This is a genomic window from Treponema denticola ATCC 35405, from assembly GCF_000008185.1.
Classification (GTDB): domain Bacteria; phylum Spirochaetota; class Spirochaetia; order Treponematales; family Treponemataceae; genus Treponema_B; species Treponema_B denticola.
Map to the genome: position 1 here is coordinate 2,784,291 of NC_002967.9, position 15,662 is coordinate 2,799,952.

At 40.8% G+C, this 15,662-nt stretch carries 15 protein-coding genes; 11 read left to right on the forward strand and 4 right to left on the reverse strand.

All coding sequences use genetic code 11. From position 1 onward, the window contains the following. Positions 1–50: 50 nt before the first annotated feature. Positions 51–1,145: a ribosome small subunit-dependent GTPase A gene (gene rsgA / locus TDE_RS12835; protein WP_002680783.1), complete on the reverse strand. Its 1,095-nt coding sequence runs from the start codon at positions 1,143–1,145 to the stop codon at positions 51–53. A 410-nt stretch (positions 1,146–1,555) separates the two neighbouring features. Beyond that, on the reverse strand, positions 1,556–2,257 hold the full coding sequence (locus TDE_RS12840) for a lysoplasmalogenase (RefSeq protein ID WP_002667037.1): 702 nt from the start codon (positions 2,255–2,257) through the stop codon (positions 1,556–1,558). Between the two features lie 178 nt (positions 2,258–2,435). Here TDE_RS12840 and TDE_RS12845 point away from each other — a divergent pair, with 178 nt between their 5' ends. From TDE_RS12845 to TDE_RS12890, 10 genes are all read left to right on the forward strand, one after another. After that, positions 2,436–3,209, forward strand: coding sequence for a TatD family hydrolase (locus tag TDE_RS12845; RefSeq protein ID WP_002680785.1), 774 nt, complete (start codon positions 2,436–2,438; stop codon positions 3,207–3,209). A gap of 3 nt (positions 3,210–3,212) precedes the next feature. Further along, positions 3,213–4,223, forward strand: coding sequence for a tRNA dihydrouridine synthase DusB (dusB, locus tag TDE_RS12850; protein ID WP_002680788.1), 1,011 nt, complete (start codon positions 3,213–3,215; stop codon positions 4,221–4,223). Between the two features lie 199 nt (positions 4,224–4,422). Then, positions 4,423–4,896 carry a hypothetical protein gene (locus tag TDE_RS12855; RefSeq protein ID WP_010957305.1) on the forward strand — a complete coding sequence of 158 codons (474 nt, stop codon included), beginning with the start codon at positions 4,423–4,425 and terminating at the stop codon, positions 4,894–4,896. A gap of 24 nt (positions 4,897–4,920) precedes the next feature. Continuing rightward, on the forward strand, positions 4,921–5,631 hold the full coding sequence (locus tag TDE_RS12860; protein ID WP_002680792.1) for a DNA-binding domain-containing protein: 711 nt from the start codon (positions 4,921–4,923) through the stop codon (positions 5,629–5,631). Positions 5,632–6,003: 372 nt separating this feature from the next. Next, complete coding sequence (locus TDE_RS12865) at positions 6,004–7,386, forward strand: leucine-rich repeat domain-containing protein (protein WP_010957306.1); 1,383 nt, start codon at positions 6,004–6,006, stop codon at positions 7,384–7,386. Between the two features lie 333 nt (positions 7,387–7,719). After that, the gene (locus TDE_RS12870; protein ID WP_002680795.1) at positions 7,720–8,460 is read left to right on the forward strand and encodes a leucine-rich repeat protein; all 741 of its coding nucleotides are present in this window, start codon (positions 7,720–7,722) and stop codon (positions 8,458–8,460) included. A 152-nt stretch (positions 8,461–8,612) separates the two neighbouring features. After that, entirely contained in the window at positions 8,613–10,343 is a 1,731-nt protein-coding gene (locus TDE_RS12875; protein WP_002680798.1) for a M3 family oligoendopeptidase, read from the forward strand. A 179-nt stretch (positions 10,344–10,522) separates the two neighbouring features. Beyond that, positions 10,523–10,939 carry an EamA family transporter gene (locus TDE_RS12880; protein WP_002667028.1) on the forward strand — a complete coding sequence of 139 codons (417 nt, stop codon included), beginning with the start codon at positions 10,523–10,525 and terminating at the stop codon, positions 10,937–10,939. A gap of 124 nt (positions 10,940–11,063) precedes the next feature. Further along, a complete protein-coding gene (locus tag TDE_RS12885; RefSeq protein ID WP_245522429.1) occupies positions 11,064–11,540 on the forward strand; it encodes a restriction endonuclease subunit S in 477 nt (158 codons plus the stop codon). 172 nt (positions 11,541–11,712) lie between these two features. Further along, on the forward strand, positions 11,713–12,492 hold the full coding sequence (locus TDE_RS12890; protein WP_002680802.1) for a tetratricopeptide repeat protein: 780 nt from the start codon (positions 11,713–11,715) through the stop codon (positions 12,490–12,492). A 157-nt stretch (positions 12,493–12,649) separates the two neighbouring features. Here TDE_RS12890 and TDE_RS12895 read toward each other — a convergent pair whose 3' ends face one another. Next, positions 12,650–13,459: a tyrosine-type recombinase/integrase gene (locus TDE_RS12895; protein WP_002680804.1), complete on the reverse strand. Its 810-nt coding sequence runs from the start codon at positions 13,457–13,459 to the stop codon at positions 12,650–12,652. A gap of 60 nt (positions 13,460–13,519) precedes the next feature. Between TDE_RS12895 and TDE_RS12900 the strand changes: the two genes are divergently transcribed. Continuing rightward, complete coding sequence (locus tag TDE_RS12900) at positions 13,520–14,047, forward strand: restriction endonuclease subunit S (RefSeq protein WP_002680806.1); 528 nt, start codon at positions 13,520–13,522, stop codon at positions 14,045–14,047. Positions 14,048–14,054: 7 nt separating this feature from the next. Here TDE_RS12900 and TDE_RS12905 read toward each other — a convergent pair whose 3' ends face one another. Next, the gene (locus tag TDE_RS12905; protein WP_002680807.1) at positions 14,055–15,653 is read right to left on the reverse strand and encodes a restriction endonuclease subunit S; all 1,599 of its coding nucleotides are present in this window, start codon (positions 15,651–15,653) and stop codon (positions 14,055–14,057) included. Between the last annotated feature and the right edge of the window lie 9 nt (positions 15,654–15,662).

Sequence of the window (15,662 nt, forward strand, 5' to 3'; positions counted from 1 at the left end):
TCGGTAAAATAAAAGTGCATATTTAAAAAATAGGGAAAGAAGTCAAAAACTTATTCATCAAGCAGGTCATCCAAATCTTTTTTAAAGGTTTGTTTTATGTTTTTCTTTTCTTTAAAGCGCCTTTTTGCCGACTTGGACTTTTCTTCCTTCTTTATTAAGAATTTTTCCTGCCGTTTTTCCCGTCTTATTTTTATTCTATCCTCTTTTAATAATTGCAGGTAAAGTTCATACCTGTTTTTATCCAACAAACCCGTTTTAAGAGCCTCTAAAACGGCACAGCCTTTTTCGCATGTATGCGTACAGTCGCTAAAAAGACACTTGGATTTTAGCTCGGTAATATCCGCAAAAGAATTTTCCCCGCTGTCCGAATCCCAGATACCCAGAACCTTCATTCCGGGAGTGTCCATTATAACTCCCGCATCTTCTCCTAAAGAAATTATCTGCCGGTTCGTTGTAGTATGAACGCCCTTGTCTATCTTTTTATTTATTTCGCTTGTGCGTAAAATTTCTTTTCCGGTTAGGCTGTTTATGAGGCTTGATTTTCCAACACCGGAAGAACCGAGCAATACCGAAGTCTTTCCCTTTTTAAAGTAATACTTTATATTTTCTAAACTGTCAGGTTCAAAAATACTTATGCAATAGACTTTTAAATGAGGATAAATCTTTTTTATTAAATTTTCGGCATCCTCCCTTGTTTCAGATAAGTCCGCCTTAGTCAAAAGCAAAACGGTTTCAATATTTTGCAAAGCAAAAACATATCGAGCCAAGCGGTTTAAATTAGAATCCTTGTTTAAGGACATACATATAAAAGCTGTATCAATATTGGCAGCAATAATTTGTTCAAGCTCAATGCCTAACCTAGGATCCGTTCGCGAAATCTTATTTTTGCGCTCATATAAAAAATCTATAAGTGCAATCGAAGAATTTTCTTGAGATTCAAAACCGATCCAGTCTCCTACCGTAGGATAATAACCGGATATTTCGCATTCTTTTTTAAAAGAGCCTTTTAAGCGGGCTTCTTTTTCGACATCTTTACATATTATTTTATAGGAAGTCCCGCCAAAAAAAATAATACGCCCAACCTCTTTTTCGATCTTTTTATCCTTAAAAAAATCTTCAAAGCCGAAATTTAAAATTGTTTCCATAATGTTTCCTTATATACAGAGAATTATTTTCTCCCGGGATCTACATCACAAAAAATTCGGATTTAAAAATCTGTAAACTTGAGCACAGATAAAAATCAAGAGAATGAATTTAAGGTGAGAATTTTATAAAGAAAATTGATTTGATAAAATGCGGTTTATAAAGAACTTCCGGGAGTAAGGTCTTTGCCGCTTGTTAAAAATAATACTGTAATCATAGAGCACCTCCCATAAGTTTTAAAATTTAGTAAAAAGACATTAAGCTAAAATAAAGATTTTGTCAAGCAGGTATTCTTGCAAATAGCAATACCGATTTGCAAAAAAAATACCCTACTGTTGTAACTGCAAAAAATAAGCGGCAGCGGATAAGAATCTTAACCGTTGCCGCTTCCCAAGCCAAAAGTTTTAAGCTCTTAGGCTCCTATAATTCCTATTGCACCTAATACGATTAAAAGTTGGGCAAGAATATAGGTTTTCATAATAAGAAAGCGCATTCCGGCCTTGCCTCCCAAAAAGTATTTGGTTGCAACCATGGTATCCGATATGACAAAGAAAACACTTCCTATAGCAGCCAATATAAGCGCTAAAGACTGGGTTGCAAAGGCAAAAACTATAAAAAGCCAGCTCATCGATGATATTATAAGAGCGTAAACTATTACAATAGGTTTAAACCCTTTTAAATACTTTTTTGTTCTCATTACGGCATAGATAATCGAAATTAAAAAAATCACAGCCGTAACAATTCCGGGGATAAGGGGAATATTATCGACCTTAACACCGAGTATTGCAAAAACTATATAAGATATTTGCGTAATTGCAAAAAAGAATATACCAAGAGCGAAATTTTGTTTTTCCCAATCAAAAAGAAGAGCAACATCTCCCAAAAAGCTGAAAATCAAGGCAATTATTATTAAAACATTTAATACCGAAAACGTTTTAATACTTACAAAGCTGAAAGCCAAAAAGAATAAAAGAAGAGCCGGCATCAGCATAAATTTTGTCATATCCGCCCATTTTTGTCTTTGCTGAAAGCACTTGATTAAATGAATAATCGAAATAACTAAAAACAAGGCAAGAGCTGCGATACACAAAGGATCTAAACATTCATTATACATATATACCTCCAAAAATATACTTATACAATAATCATATACCGAAATCATCAAAAAAGCAAGATATTTTTAAAATTTAAGTTGACGATTAAGCTTTTCTATGCTATCCTGTACAGGACGGTAATATTACCTTAGTTAATAGGTAAAAATTTATTATATCAATTTTACATGGAAGAATAATATGCAGATTTTTGATACTCATGCTCATGTCGGGTTGATCTATTCCGATCCGATTGAGCAATTACGCGTTGTACAGGAAGCCCGACAAGGCTCTGTAACGAGAATAGTAAGTATATGTAACAGTCTCCACGACTTTTCCAAGGTGTATGAAACTCTTAGGTTTTCACCGGCGGTATACCATGCCGTAGGTGTATCTCCTTCTGAAGTTACATCTCCCGGAAAAGACTGGCAAAAAACAATAGAAGAAAGCTTAAAATTACCCAATGTAGTGGCCGTAGGAGAAATAGGCCTTGATTACTGCAAAAAATACGGAGATAAACGCTCCCAGATTGAGCTTTTTATCGCCCAGCTTGACATTGCCTCAAAGGCAGGTTTTCCGGTAATTATTCACAATAGAGAGGCTGGAAAGGATCTTCTTGATATCTTAAAGGAAAGGATTCCCAAAGAAGGAGGAGTTTTACATTGCTACTCCGAAGACGATATTTATGCAAAAGAAGCTTTAGAACTTCCTTTATACTTCTCCTTTGCGGGAAATTTGACTTACCGCAATGCAAGAAATTTACATGATACTGTTTTAGCCCTTCCTCTTGACCGCATCGTTGTCGAATCCGAAAGCCCCTTTATGCCGCCTTCGGTATACCGAGGCCAAAGGAATATGCCAGCCAACACAATCGAAACCGTAAAGTTTATGGCTGAGATGCTTTCGATGGATATTGAAGAACTTGCCGATCAACTTTGGAAAAACAGCTGTACGCTCTTCCGGCTGCCCGAATAAAACATGGAAGAATTGCTTTACAAGCCCGTCTCAATAGGCGGGCTTCTTTTATCGGGGAACATCTTTTTAGCCCCTGTTGCAGGCTACTCCGACAAGGCATTCCGTTCCATCTGCGTGGACTGCGGTGCGGATTTTACATACACCGAAATGGTATCCTCGGAAGCCCTCGTGAGGGATTCCGATAAAACCGAAAGCCTCATAGGAAGGGCACCTAACGAAAAAGCTTATGCCGTACAGATTTTCGGCTCAAACCCCGAATACATGGCAAAAACCGCCGTCATAATCGCCGAAAAATATTCCCCCGAATGTATCGACATAAATTCGGGCTGCCCCATGGCAAAGATTACCAAAAACGGCGCCGGATCAGCCCTGATGACAGACATTCCTCTTTTGTACAGGATTGTAAAGGCAGTAAACGATGCTATGGCCCCTTATAAGATACCCGTAACCCTTAAAATACGCTCAGGCTTTACCGCCGACAAACTTAACTGGAAAGAAGCAGCCTCAGCCGCCATAGATGCCGGGGTTAAAATGCTTACTCTCCATCCCCGTACCCGCTCGCAGGTGTATTCAGGCAAGGCCGATTGGAACATCCTTGCAGAGCTGGTTCAATTTGCAAAGCCTTATCAAATTCCGATTTTCGGATCGGGAGATTTATTTTCACCTGAGGATGCAAAAAAAATGCTTGAAGAAACAGGCTGTGCCGGCATAATGTTTGCCCGCGGTGCTATGGGAAACCCCTTTATTTTTACCCAAACAAGGGAGCTTTTGACCAATGGAACATACGGCGAAATAAGCACGGAACAAAAAATCCGCACCGGTTTTAAAGAACTCATCTTTTTATGCGATGAAAAGGGAGAAGAAAAAGGCTGCCGCGAAATGCGTAAACGCTTTGCCGCCTACACCAAGGGCATACCCGACGGCTCCCGCCTCCGCCAAGAATTGGTACAAGCCTCAACAATAGCGGAGTATAAAGCTATAATTCAAAGTGCTTTTAATATTTCTTGCTTTTAAATAAAAATGTCTAAAACATTGGAATCCGCGTTAAATTAAAAAAACCGCCAAGCCCGCAAGGAACGCCAAGGAAAATGAAAGAATATGTCATCAAAACCTCACCAAAACTCCTTTGCGCTCTTAGTATCTTTGGGGTTAAATTAAAAAAAACTTTCCCAAAACATTGAAATCCGCATAAAAACGGGTTATAATATAAGTAATGATAGAAAAACGCTGGAAAAGCACCGACAGAAACTACAACCATTCTCACAAAAAAAGTGCAAAAAGTTTTGCAAAAGGACTTGACAAAGCCGAAACGCACCTCATAATTTTTAGCAACAAGCAACAAGCAACAAGCAACAAGCAACAAGCAACAAGCAACAAGCAACAAGCAACAAGCAACAAGCAACAAGCAACAAGCAACAAGCAACAAGCAACAAGCAACAAGCAACAAGCAACAAGCAACAAGCGGACAGAGCGGTATAAGCGCGCAATCTGCTCAATGCACCCAGAACACACACAAATTTCTTCAACTAATAACACGCACAGGACAGAAGCACTGTCTTCGTGCGTTTTTTACATTACACCGTTTAAGGAAACCGCAACGCCCGCAGAGAACGCAAAGGATTATAAAAGAATGTCTTACACAGCCTCTCTTAAAACATCTTGCGTCCTTGGCGTGCTCCGCGGTTAAATTAAAAAATATAAGGAGAACAAGATGTTAAAGTATTGTTTGCGAGAAAACTTACTGACGCCTGCACCCGATGACTACATGGCGCAGGCGCAGGACGTGCGCTCGTACACTCTTGACGAGATTATCGACCTGATGATGGAAAAAGGTACCACGCTCACGCGTGCGGATGTGGCGGCAACCTTGCAAGTCTACGGAGAGGTAGTAAGTGCCATTATCAAAGACGGCTCGGCCGTTAACACACCGCTTATGAACACCTCGATGAGCATATCCGGCGTATTTGACGGAGCAAACGACAGCTTCGATAAAAAGCGGCACACAATCAACTTGAACCTGACGGCAGGCACGCTCCTTCGCGACGCTGTAACCAAAATCAAATGCGAAAAAACCGAAAGTGCCGGCACAGACCCGTACATCACCGAAGTTACCGACGTCGTTTCGGGCAAGGTGAACGAAGTACTCTCCAAAGGCGGGGTCGTCCAGCTGGTAGGAAGCCGCCTTAAATTCGACGCAAAAGATGCGGCTCAAGGCATCTTCTTTGTCCCCGAAACGGGAGAAGCGGTGAGGGCAACAGTAATAGCCGAAAACAAACCCGCCCGCCTCATGGCCATCATCCCCGCCGGCCTTAAAGCCGGCACCTACTACATAGAGGTAAGGACGAAAATAGATATGGGCGGTAAAAAACTGAAAACGCTCAAAACCGGACGGTTTGCCAAACCGCTTACCGTTACCGCATAAAAACATAGCCGGTCTACCGGCATAATGGTAGACACCCTACCAACATAATGGTAGACTGTCTACCAACGTAATGGTGAGCAGTCTACCAGCATAATGGTGGACACCCTACCGGCATAATGGTGGGCAGTCTACCAGCATAATGGTAGCCGGTCTACCAATATAATGATAAAGTCCTTTTGGATTGGGACAATTCAATCCAAAAAATACATGAATAAACCCCGAACCTTGAACCCGCCGGGGTCTTTAGGGGCAGCGCCCCTAAACAGCGCGGGAGAGAGAGGGGGTTATAGGGGGAGAGTACAACCAACGGAGTTTCGAGGTGAACCCTGCTCTGGACGGGGTGCTCTCTCCCCCTAAATTAAGGAGTTTCTTATGAGACAAAGAGTAAAAACAGTCTTGTTTATTGGTTTAGCGCTTATAGCGCTATTTGGAATGACAGCCTGCCCGCAAAGGGCAAAACCTAAGGCCGAGGAGCCCGCACCGCCTCCGGGACCGCAAAAGGTAACCTTTAGTGTAGAAGGCACACCTGCAAACGGCACGCTTAAAGCAATGGCCGGCAGTACCGAAATTACTTCGGGCAGCAAGGTTCCGTACGGCACAACCGTAACCTTTACGGCAACGGTAACGGCTGCCGAGCATTACGCCGATGAATGGACTATTAAAGGCGGTTCGTTTAAAACAGGAGGCAAAGACGGCGATACTACCGCAACGGTACAAATTACCGGCGAAACGGAGGTAAAGGTAAAATTTAGCCGGTATAAAAGCGTTGCATTCGGCACAGACGGCGCAGACTTGGCTGCTTATCTAAACAGCGGTACACCGGCAGCCGACGGCATCTATTACATCAAAGTAACCGGTCTTAAGGCGGAACACTTAAAAGGAAATCTCGATATGCACGAATCGAGTCCGCTTGCAAAAATACTGCAAGCTCAGCCGGCTAAAAAAGTTGCGCTTAAGTTCGGTAAACTGCCCGCCGTTACTGATATAAACAGCTGCTTTAAAGACTGCAAAAACCTTGTGAGCGCGGCGGCAATACCCAAAGGCGTTACAAATATGGAAAGCTGCTTTTACAAGTGCGAAGGTTTAACCGAAGCGCCTGTGCTTCCTGCAAGCGTTACAAATCTGTGTGACTGCTTTTACAACTGCGAAGGCTTAACCCAAGCGCCTGAAATACCCGAAAGTGTTACAAATATGAATAACTGCTTTAACGGCTGCACAAACCTTATACAGATTTCCCCTTTTCCTGCAAACGCAAAGGTTACAAATATGAATGGCTGCTTTGTCGAGTGCGAAAGCCTTACACAGGTTCCCGCTCTTCCTGCTTCCGTTACGGATATAACCAACTGTTTTGTTAAGTGCAAAAACCTTACACAAGCGCCCGAAATTCCTGCTTCCGTTACGGAGATGACAAACTGCTTTAAAGAATGCGTAAAGCTTACACAAGCTCCTTCGGCAATACCTAAAGGCGTTACCAATCTGTACTCTTGCTTTTTCAACTGCAGAAAGCTTACAAAGGCTCCCGTCATTCCTAAAAGCGTTACGTATATGAAATACTGCTTTAAATTTTGCGGAGAGCTTACAGAGGTTACGCTAGAATGTAATTACGGCGGTGAGGACGACTTTAAGGAGGCTTTCTTTTCCTGCGATAAGCTGACTGCAGGCACCATAAAAGTTCCGGCGGACCAGGTTGATGCATATAAAGCCGGCGCCGACGATATGGGCACACAGCCAGACAGGTTTGTTGCCGCACCATAGCTAGCGGGTAAGCCCAAAGTCCGCTTTGCAGACTTTGGGCGGCGAGTTTTAGGCTTACCGCCTAAAACATCGTACGCTTAAACCACCGCACGTCCTGTGCGGCGTACATTAGGTCTTACGGATTGAGACCCGTCAATCCAAAAAATACAGAATAAACCCCGAACCTTGAACCCGCCGGATTCTTAAGGCGGAGCCTTAAGCCGCACTTTTCTTTTTTCGGGGTCATAGGGGTGCTTCTTTCTTTTGTCGGAAAAAAGAAAAAAGCACCCCTAACCCGGGGGATTTTTAAGGGGCACGCCCCTTAAAACAAAATAAATTTTATGGAGTTAAAATATGATAAAGTTTAGAACAAAAAATAAGGCATTTGCCTTGAGAAAAACGGGAGCCGCGGCGCTCATCACAGCCGCAACTTTAACGCTGGCACTGCTATTTACCGGCTGCCCGCAAAAGGCAAAACCTAAGGCCGAGGAGCCCACACCGCCTGAGTACACACCCGTCGCCCACGGCAAACTTAAAGAGTACATACAAAATCTGCCTGCAGGCGATACCGTACACAAAATCGAAGTAACCGGTCTTAAAAAGGAACACTTAAACGACAGCGGCAGCGGCTCGCTCAGAAGCATACTGCACTTCGGCTTGAATAAAAAGGTTGCGCTTAAGTTACCCAAAACAGTAGAAGGTCTTACCGATATGAGCAATTGCTTTGCCGAGTGCGAAAACCTTGTGAGCGTGGCAAACATTCCTTCAGGCGTTCGGGATATGAGGGGGTGCTTTGAAGGCTGCATAAGATTAAAGACCGCTCCGGTAATACCTTATGGAGTTCTGGAGATGTCGTACTGCTTTAAAGGCTGCAAAAGCCTCACCTCCGTTACGCTTAAATGCGGTTGTACTCCTGATTGGTTTGAAGACACATTCAAGGACTGCAATGCTCTCGGCGTAGACAGCATAAAAGTGCCTAAAGCGGCTTATCATCAGTTCATCACAGCTGAAGCGCTTAATAAAATGGCTGTTCCCGGCGCCACAGAAGCCGAAAAAAAAGCAAAGTTTAAAGGCCTTGCGGAACTTAATCCGTAAATTCAATGGATAATGGATTAGGGGAGGTACAGCCCCTAATCCGACGAAAGGCGACGACGCAGAGGCTATACTTTATCCTGAGGCGGCACCGGAAAAACCTTCAATTGACATAAGGCTTATTCTTCTATATACTTATTTTCATAGGAGGACTTATGTCAAACACATCTACAGTAAAAACTTTGCCTTTGGTTCCGTTTAAGGAAATGCCTTATACACGGCCGGATATGAAGGCTATTGAAAAGGGCTTTGCCGATGCCCTATCTAAATTTAAGGCAGCCGCTTCGGTAAAAGAACAAATCGAAGCTATCGATATGGTGCAGGCTATCAACCGTGAGTACAGCACTATGTCTTCTTTGGCCTCGGTCAGGCATACCATAGACACAAGGGATGAATTCTACGATAAAGAGAACGACTTTTATGATGAAGCAGGACCTCTTTTTAGTAAGCTTTCAAACGAATTCGGCGCAGAAATGGTCAAGTCCAAATTCAGAGCCGAGCTCGAAAAAGAATTCGGTCATCAAGTCTTTGATTTAACCGATCTATCCTTAAAGGTATTCAGCCCCGAAATTATGGATGACCTCATGGCCGAAAACAAACTGACCAGCAAATACAGTAAACTCATAGCTTCTGCCCAAATCGAATTCCAAGGCGAAAAGCGCACCCTTTCCCAATTAAGTCCCTTTATGCAGGACATGGACAGGGAGGTAAGAAAGGCGGCAGCAAAGGCCTTCTACGGTTTCTTTGAAGAAAATGAAGCCGAATTCGATTCTATCTATGATGAACTTGTAAAGGTCCGTACAAAGATAGCAAAAAAGCTGGGCTACAAAAACTTTGTTCAGCTTGCTTATGACCGCCTTGGCAGAACCGAGTACAATGCCGAAATGGTCGCAAAATACCGCAAGCAGATTTACGAGCTTGTTGTTCCCATCGCCCAAAGTTTAAAAAAACGCCAAAGCAAGAGGTTAAAGCTCGATAAGGTTTATTATTATGACACCGGGCTTAAATACCTTACGGGAAATGCCGTTCCTCAAGGCGAGCCTGATTGGATTGTAGAACAGGCAAAGAAGATGTACAATGAGCTTTCGCCCGAAACAAGCGAATTCTTTAAGATGATGACCGATTACGGACTCATGGATTTACTTTCAACCAAAGGAAAGGCAGGCGGCGGTTATTGTACGGGCTTCCCCTTGTACAAGGTTCCCTTTATCTTTGCAAACTTTAACAAAACCCAGCACGATGTCGAGGTTATGACCCACGAAGCGGGCCATGCTTTCCAAGCTTATCAGAGCAGAAATGCACGCCTTCTTGAATACGGGTGGCCGACGCTTGAGGCTTGCGAAATCCACTCGATGAGTATGGAGTTTTTTACATGGCCATGGATGGAGCTGTTCTTTAAACACCAAACCGAAAAATTTAAGTTTACCCATCTTTCCGGAGCATTCGAATTCCTACCTTATGGAGCGACAGTCGATGAGTTCCAGCACTGGGTCTATGAAAATCCTGAAGCAAGCCCTGCCGAAAGAAAGGCCGAATGGCATAAAATAGAATTAAAGTATAATCCTTCAATTGATTATGCCGATAATGCCTACTTGAACCGAGGCGGCTTTTGGGTAAAGCAGAGTCACATCTTTGCTTCTCCTTTCTATTACATAGATTACACATTGGCTCAAGTTTGTGCCTTACAGTTCTGGGTAAAAGCCAATGCCGACCGCAAAACGGCTTGGGAAGATTATTTGCGCCTTTGCAAGGCCGGCGGAAGCCTTCCCTTCTTGGAGCTTTTAAAACTTGCAAACCTAAAAAATCCCTTTGAAGAAGGCTGCATCGCTTCGGTTACCCCCGAATGTGAAAAATGGCTTAATTCGATAGACGATTCAAAACTGTAGCAGCATAAATGAAGCCCCAGCCTATCGCCGCATTTGATGTTAAGTAACACAGCTTTCAAAGCAACGGTTGAAACTAAAGTGCACCGGAACAAATGGGAAAGGAGTAAAATGCTTTTGTTGACATAAGACAATGAAAATATTATCCTATTTATACAGCTTTTTGAATTGGAGGCAGTAAAATGGTGTGGGTGATTTTTGCATTTTTATCCGCTGTTTTTGCGGCCCTTACTTCTATTTTGGCAAAAGTCGGGATTGAAGGAGTAAACTCAAATCTGGCAACAGCGGTAAGAACGGCCGTGGTATTAGCAATGGCGTGGGGCATGGTTTTTATTACCAATGCACAACACGGAATAATGGATATCAGCAAGAAAAGCTGGGTATTTTTGGTTCTTTCGGGGCTGGCGACAGGTGCTTCCTGGCTGTGTTATTACAAGGCATTGCAAGCCGGTGAAGCATCCAAAGTCGTTCCTATCGATAAATTAAGCGTAGTTATTACATTGATATTAGCGGTAATTTTTCTACACGAGAATATCAATGTGAAATCTATAATCGGTGCGCTGCTGATTACGGCAGGCACACTTTGCATGGTTTTGTAAGACTAGCCCTGTAACGAAAAGAATATGACATAATTGTTATTATCAAAAATATACCGATGGCTGCGAGGAAAATATTTCTGATGAAATTCCGTTTACCGTACCGGAAGGATGGATGTGGTGTAGGTTGGGAGAGATTTGTTCTATTACTATGGGGCAGTCTCCAGAAAGTTCTTTTATTTCAAATAATTCTGACGGAATGGAATTCCATCAAGGTAAAATACATTTTACTGAAAAATATATACAAAAAGCGAATAATTATACATTCAACATAACAAAAATTGCTCCTAAAAATGCAATTTTGCTTTGTGTACGGGCACCTGTTGGAGTTGTGAATATCACAGAAAGAGAAATTTGCATTGGTCGCGGTCTTTGTTCTGTATATCCGAAATATAGAATTCAATCAGAATTTTGGTTTTATTGGCTGCAATGTCAAAAAGATACGTTTGAACAGAAATCAACAGGAACAACTTTTCAAGCAATTTCAATTGAGTTAATTAAAAACATACTTATCCCTCTACCTCCTTCATCGGAACAAAAACGCATCGTTGCCAAAATTGAAGAACTGTTTGCTCAGCTTGATTCTATCACAGCTGTGCTTTGACATATACACATAATACGGTTATAATACCAATGAGATAAAGAGTTTTGCGGATAAAGAAACAGAACTTGTTTATAAGGATAATAGACAATGCAAAATAGAAACTTGCACCGCACTTGAAGAAATAAAGACTTATTCTTATGCATAAGAATAGAATATATAGGAGGATAAGCAAATGACTGATATCTTAGATTTCCCTGACTTTCCATTTGAATTTGAACAAAATAATGAGCAAAAAGCTCAAGATATTGTTTATGATGCATGGGACAGTGATTCATCCGCACAACGGAAACGATTAGCACAAAAAGCTCTTGAACTTGATCCGAACTGTGTAGATGCATACTGCATTCTGGCAGCAGAGTATACATCATATAAAAAGAAAAATGAGTATTACAAAAAAGGAATAGAAGTATTCAGAAAGAAGTATGGGGAGAAGTTCTTTTCAGAAAATAGAGGAGATTTCTGGGAAATATTTGAAACAAGACCCTTTATGCGGCTTTCTGCAGGATACGGGCAATTATTATGGAATAATGAGAAAAAGGATGAAGCGGTACAAATATATGAAGAGTTATTACAATTAAATCCAAATGATAATCAGGGCCTACGATACACTTTGATCAATTGGTTTATAGATCAAAATCAGTTGGACAAAGTAACGGAATTACTAAAAGAGTATCAAGAAGGAACTGCTTTTATGCTGTTTAGCGATCTATTACTTTCTATAAAAAAGCAAGAAAGCGACACAAAAATCTTAAAAAAATACATAAAAGCCAAAAATGCAAATCCGTATGTAGTGAAATATTTACTCAAGGAAAATGAATTGCCTGAATATTTGCCGGACTATTATGGATTTGGCGATGAAAATGAAGCTGTAACATATTGTTTTGGTTCTATGGATGTATGGCTAAAAGATCAAGATACTATTAAAAAACTAAAAGAGATAAGCGATGAATAACATTCGCTTCAAGCTGACAACAGAGGCAAATTCAGTTGCAGTAAGGAGTTTGTTATAAGAATTATTACTTGGAATTGCCGATATGGTTTTTCAAAAGATGGGCCGTTTAAAGTAAGAAGACTGTCCAAAAACTGAAGTTTCTGGACAGTTTCAATTTTTACCACGTTACAATGCTATCAACCAGTTCCCGCTGCTCGCTTGCGGTGCGGCGTAAATAAATACGCGTTGTTTCGATACTTTCATGCCCCATCAAATCGGCAAGAAGAGAAATATCATTGAACTTTTCAAGAAAATTCTTTGCATAGCGGTGCCGGAATGAATGCGGATACACTACCTTTTCATTTATCCCGTACTTTCTGGCATAATTCTTTAGCTGCTGCGCAATTCCTCGGGTGGTGATATGCTTTTCAAAGCGATTTAGAAACAGATAGCCGGAGTCGCGTCCGATTGATTCCAGCCATTGTAAGGCTTCTTCTTTCAAAATTTTTGGAATATAGAGCCGCCTGAGCTTTCCGCCCTTTGAATATAGATCAAAATATCCCAACTTAACATGCTCAACTTTTATCTGAATAAGCTCGCTGACTCGCGCCCCTGTCGCTGCGAGGAACCACACGACAAAATACCATTCTCGATTTTCATCTCTTTTAAGGCTCGATTTCAAAAATTGATAGTCGGCGTTACTGATAACATTTTCAAGGAAGTTCTTCTGCTGAACTTTTACAAATTTTAACTGCAGCTGATCTTTATGTATAAACTGCAAATACTTGTTAATTCCCTGAATCCTTAAATTCACCGTTTTCGGTTTAAAGAACTCAATCAGATAGCCTTTGTATGCAAGCAGATTTTCCTTACTGACAGAATCATAATGTTCTGTGTAGTATTTAACTGTCCATAAATACGATGTAAGAGTATTCTGAGAAAGATTGCTTTTCTTCAAATACTCTTCAAAACTTGTGCCGTTTTCCATAACGACCTCCCAATAAACAAGATTAGCGATCTCTCGCTTACCAGAGAGTATACTTGTAATGTGCTTTCTTGTTATTATGAGAAGTTTGGTGATGTAACCGAAACAGCTGTAGAAATGTTCTCTGCTATTCCTGAATCGTGGACATGGTGTCATTTTGGCGATGTTGCTGATGTAATAAACGGAAAAAATCAATCACAGGTAGAAGATGACACTGGTGAATATCCAATTTATGGAAGCGGCGGTATTATGGGATACGCTAATGACTATATTTGCCCGAAAAATTGCACAATAATCGGACGCAAAGGTTCAATAAACAATCCTATATTTGTGGAAGAAAAGTTCTGGAATGTCGACACTGCTTTTGGTCTTGCACCATCATCAATTGTTCTACCTCGATATTTATTTTATTTCTGTAAATCATTTGACTTTACATCATTGGACAGCAGTACAACCTTGCCGAGTTTAACCAAAACAAGTATTCGGAGTATCTTATTTCCATTACCGCCATTCGTTGCACAACAACGGATTTTAGATAAAATTGATGAGCTTTTTAGCCAATTAGAAAAGATTGCTTTGAATATTATCTAAATATTATCTAAATATTATCTAAAACATAAAATATTTCTTCAATTCTAGCAACAATTCTTTTTTGCTCTGAAATTGGAGGAATAGCAATAAAAGATTCTGCCATTTCTTGTAAATAAAATCCCATTTGAGCAGTACCGGTAGCATGTTCAGCTACATAATTTTGATAAAAATTACTATCAAAAAAGAATTTTACATACTTGTTGTAAACCTTGGTGTTAAGAATGGAAACACTCCGTTGAAAGCAGATATTCATTCGGCCGTCGTAAATGCAACTTCTTCCTAATGAACCTACGGATGTGAAAAATATATCACCCGCTGTAGCATTGGTCCTCAAATTTTCTGCATCAAACATCTCTTTCGTTAAATATCTGACATTTTCTAAGTCTTCTACTGTATTATGATTAATATTTCTTGAAGAAACCATTATATATTCTGTTTTTTCTTCGATACCCTTAGGTGGATTATGATCTCCATCTACAAGCTTATCGCAAATTCGTCCTAATTTTGTCCACTGCCAGTTTTCCGGTAGTTCAAAAGGAATCTCATTATCAATACAAAGATCTTTTTTTTCAAAGAACTTCTCATAATAACAATTATCAGTAGAATTTTTATAAATATACGAATCATTCTTGCCGCGTTTTATCTCGCCGGCTGCGATTTTCGCCTCTTTTTCAGCATGGAGTTTTTCCAGCATAACACTTGCAGGTTCGTCGGCAGGATCTTGCGGAACAAGTTTCCCGCGGATTGCAAGATCGAGGATTTTTGACTTTGCCTGTTTGACGGCTGTCTGTAAGTCGGCTTTATTTTGTTCCAGCAGGTCGATTTGTGCAAAGATTGCTTCAATTTTTGCGACGATGCGTTGCTGTTCAGATAACGGCGGAATGGGAATAAAAAATTCAGTTAGAACTTTTTTCGGGAGTTCTTTTTGATTGGTAGATCCGGTTGCGACCTTATTAATTTTAGTTTGCAGATACTCAGATGTAAAAATGTGATATATATATTTTCGATGTATATATACTTTATAACATCTCACAACGGATATATGTGAGTCAGGAACAATAAAAGGATATTGACCTAGAATTCCGATATCAAAGATACCAACTCTCCCAATAGTACCTGTCCCCGTAGAATTTATTACAATATCTTCGTGTTGCAGATGATATTCATTAGTCCATTTTGATAATGAATTTGGATCTAAAAAAAGAACCTTGTCTAATCGTATACCATCCCATTGATTACACTTTTGTGCCAAAACAGGATATTGACTTTCTTTTGTATAAACCGGTGTTTTCCCTCTAGATATGAATTCGCAAATCTCCCCCAACCTACACCACGCCCAGCCCTCCGGCACGGCAAACGGGATTTCGTCCTCGATATCCTTTACTCTGCCGTCTGCGAACTTCTCATAGTGCCTGTTATCATCACCGAAAAAAATATACGAATCATTTTTACCGCGTTTCAGTTCACCTGAAGCGATTTTTTTCTCTTTTTCTGCACGGATTTTTTCAAGGAGTATGGTTGCACTCTCATCGGACGGATCTTGCTTTACCAGCTTTCCGTGAATGGCGAGGTCTAATATTTTTTGGCGTAATGCATTTGTGTTCACGTTATAATC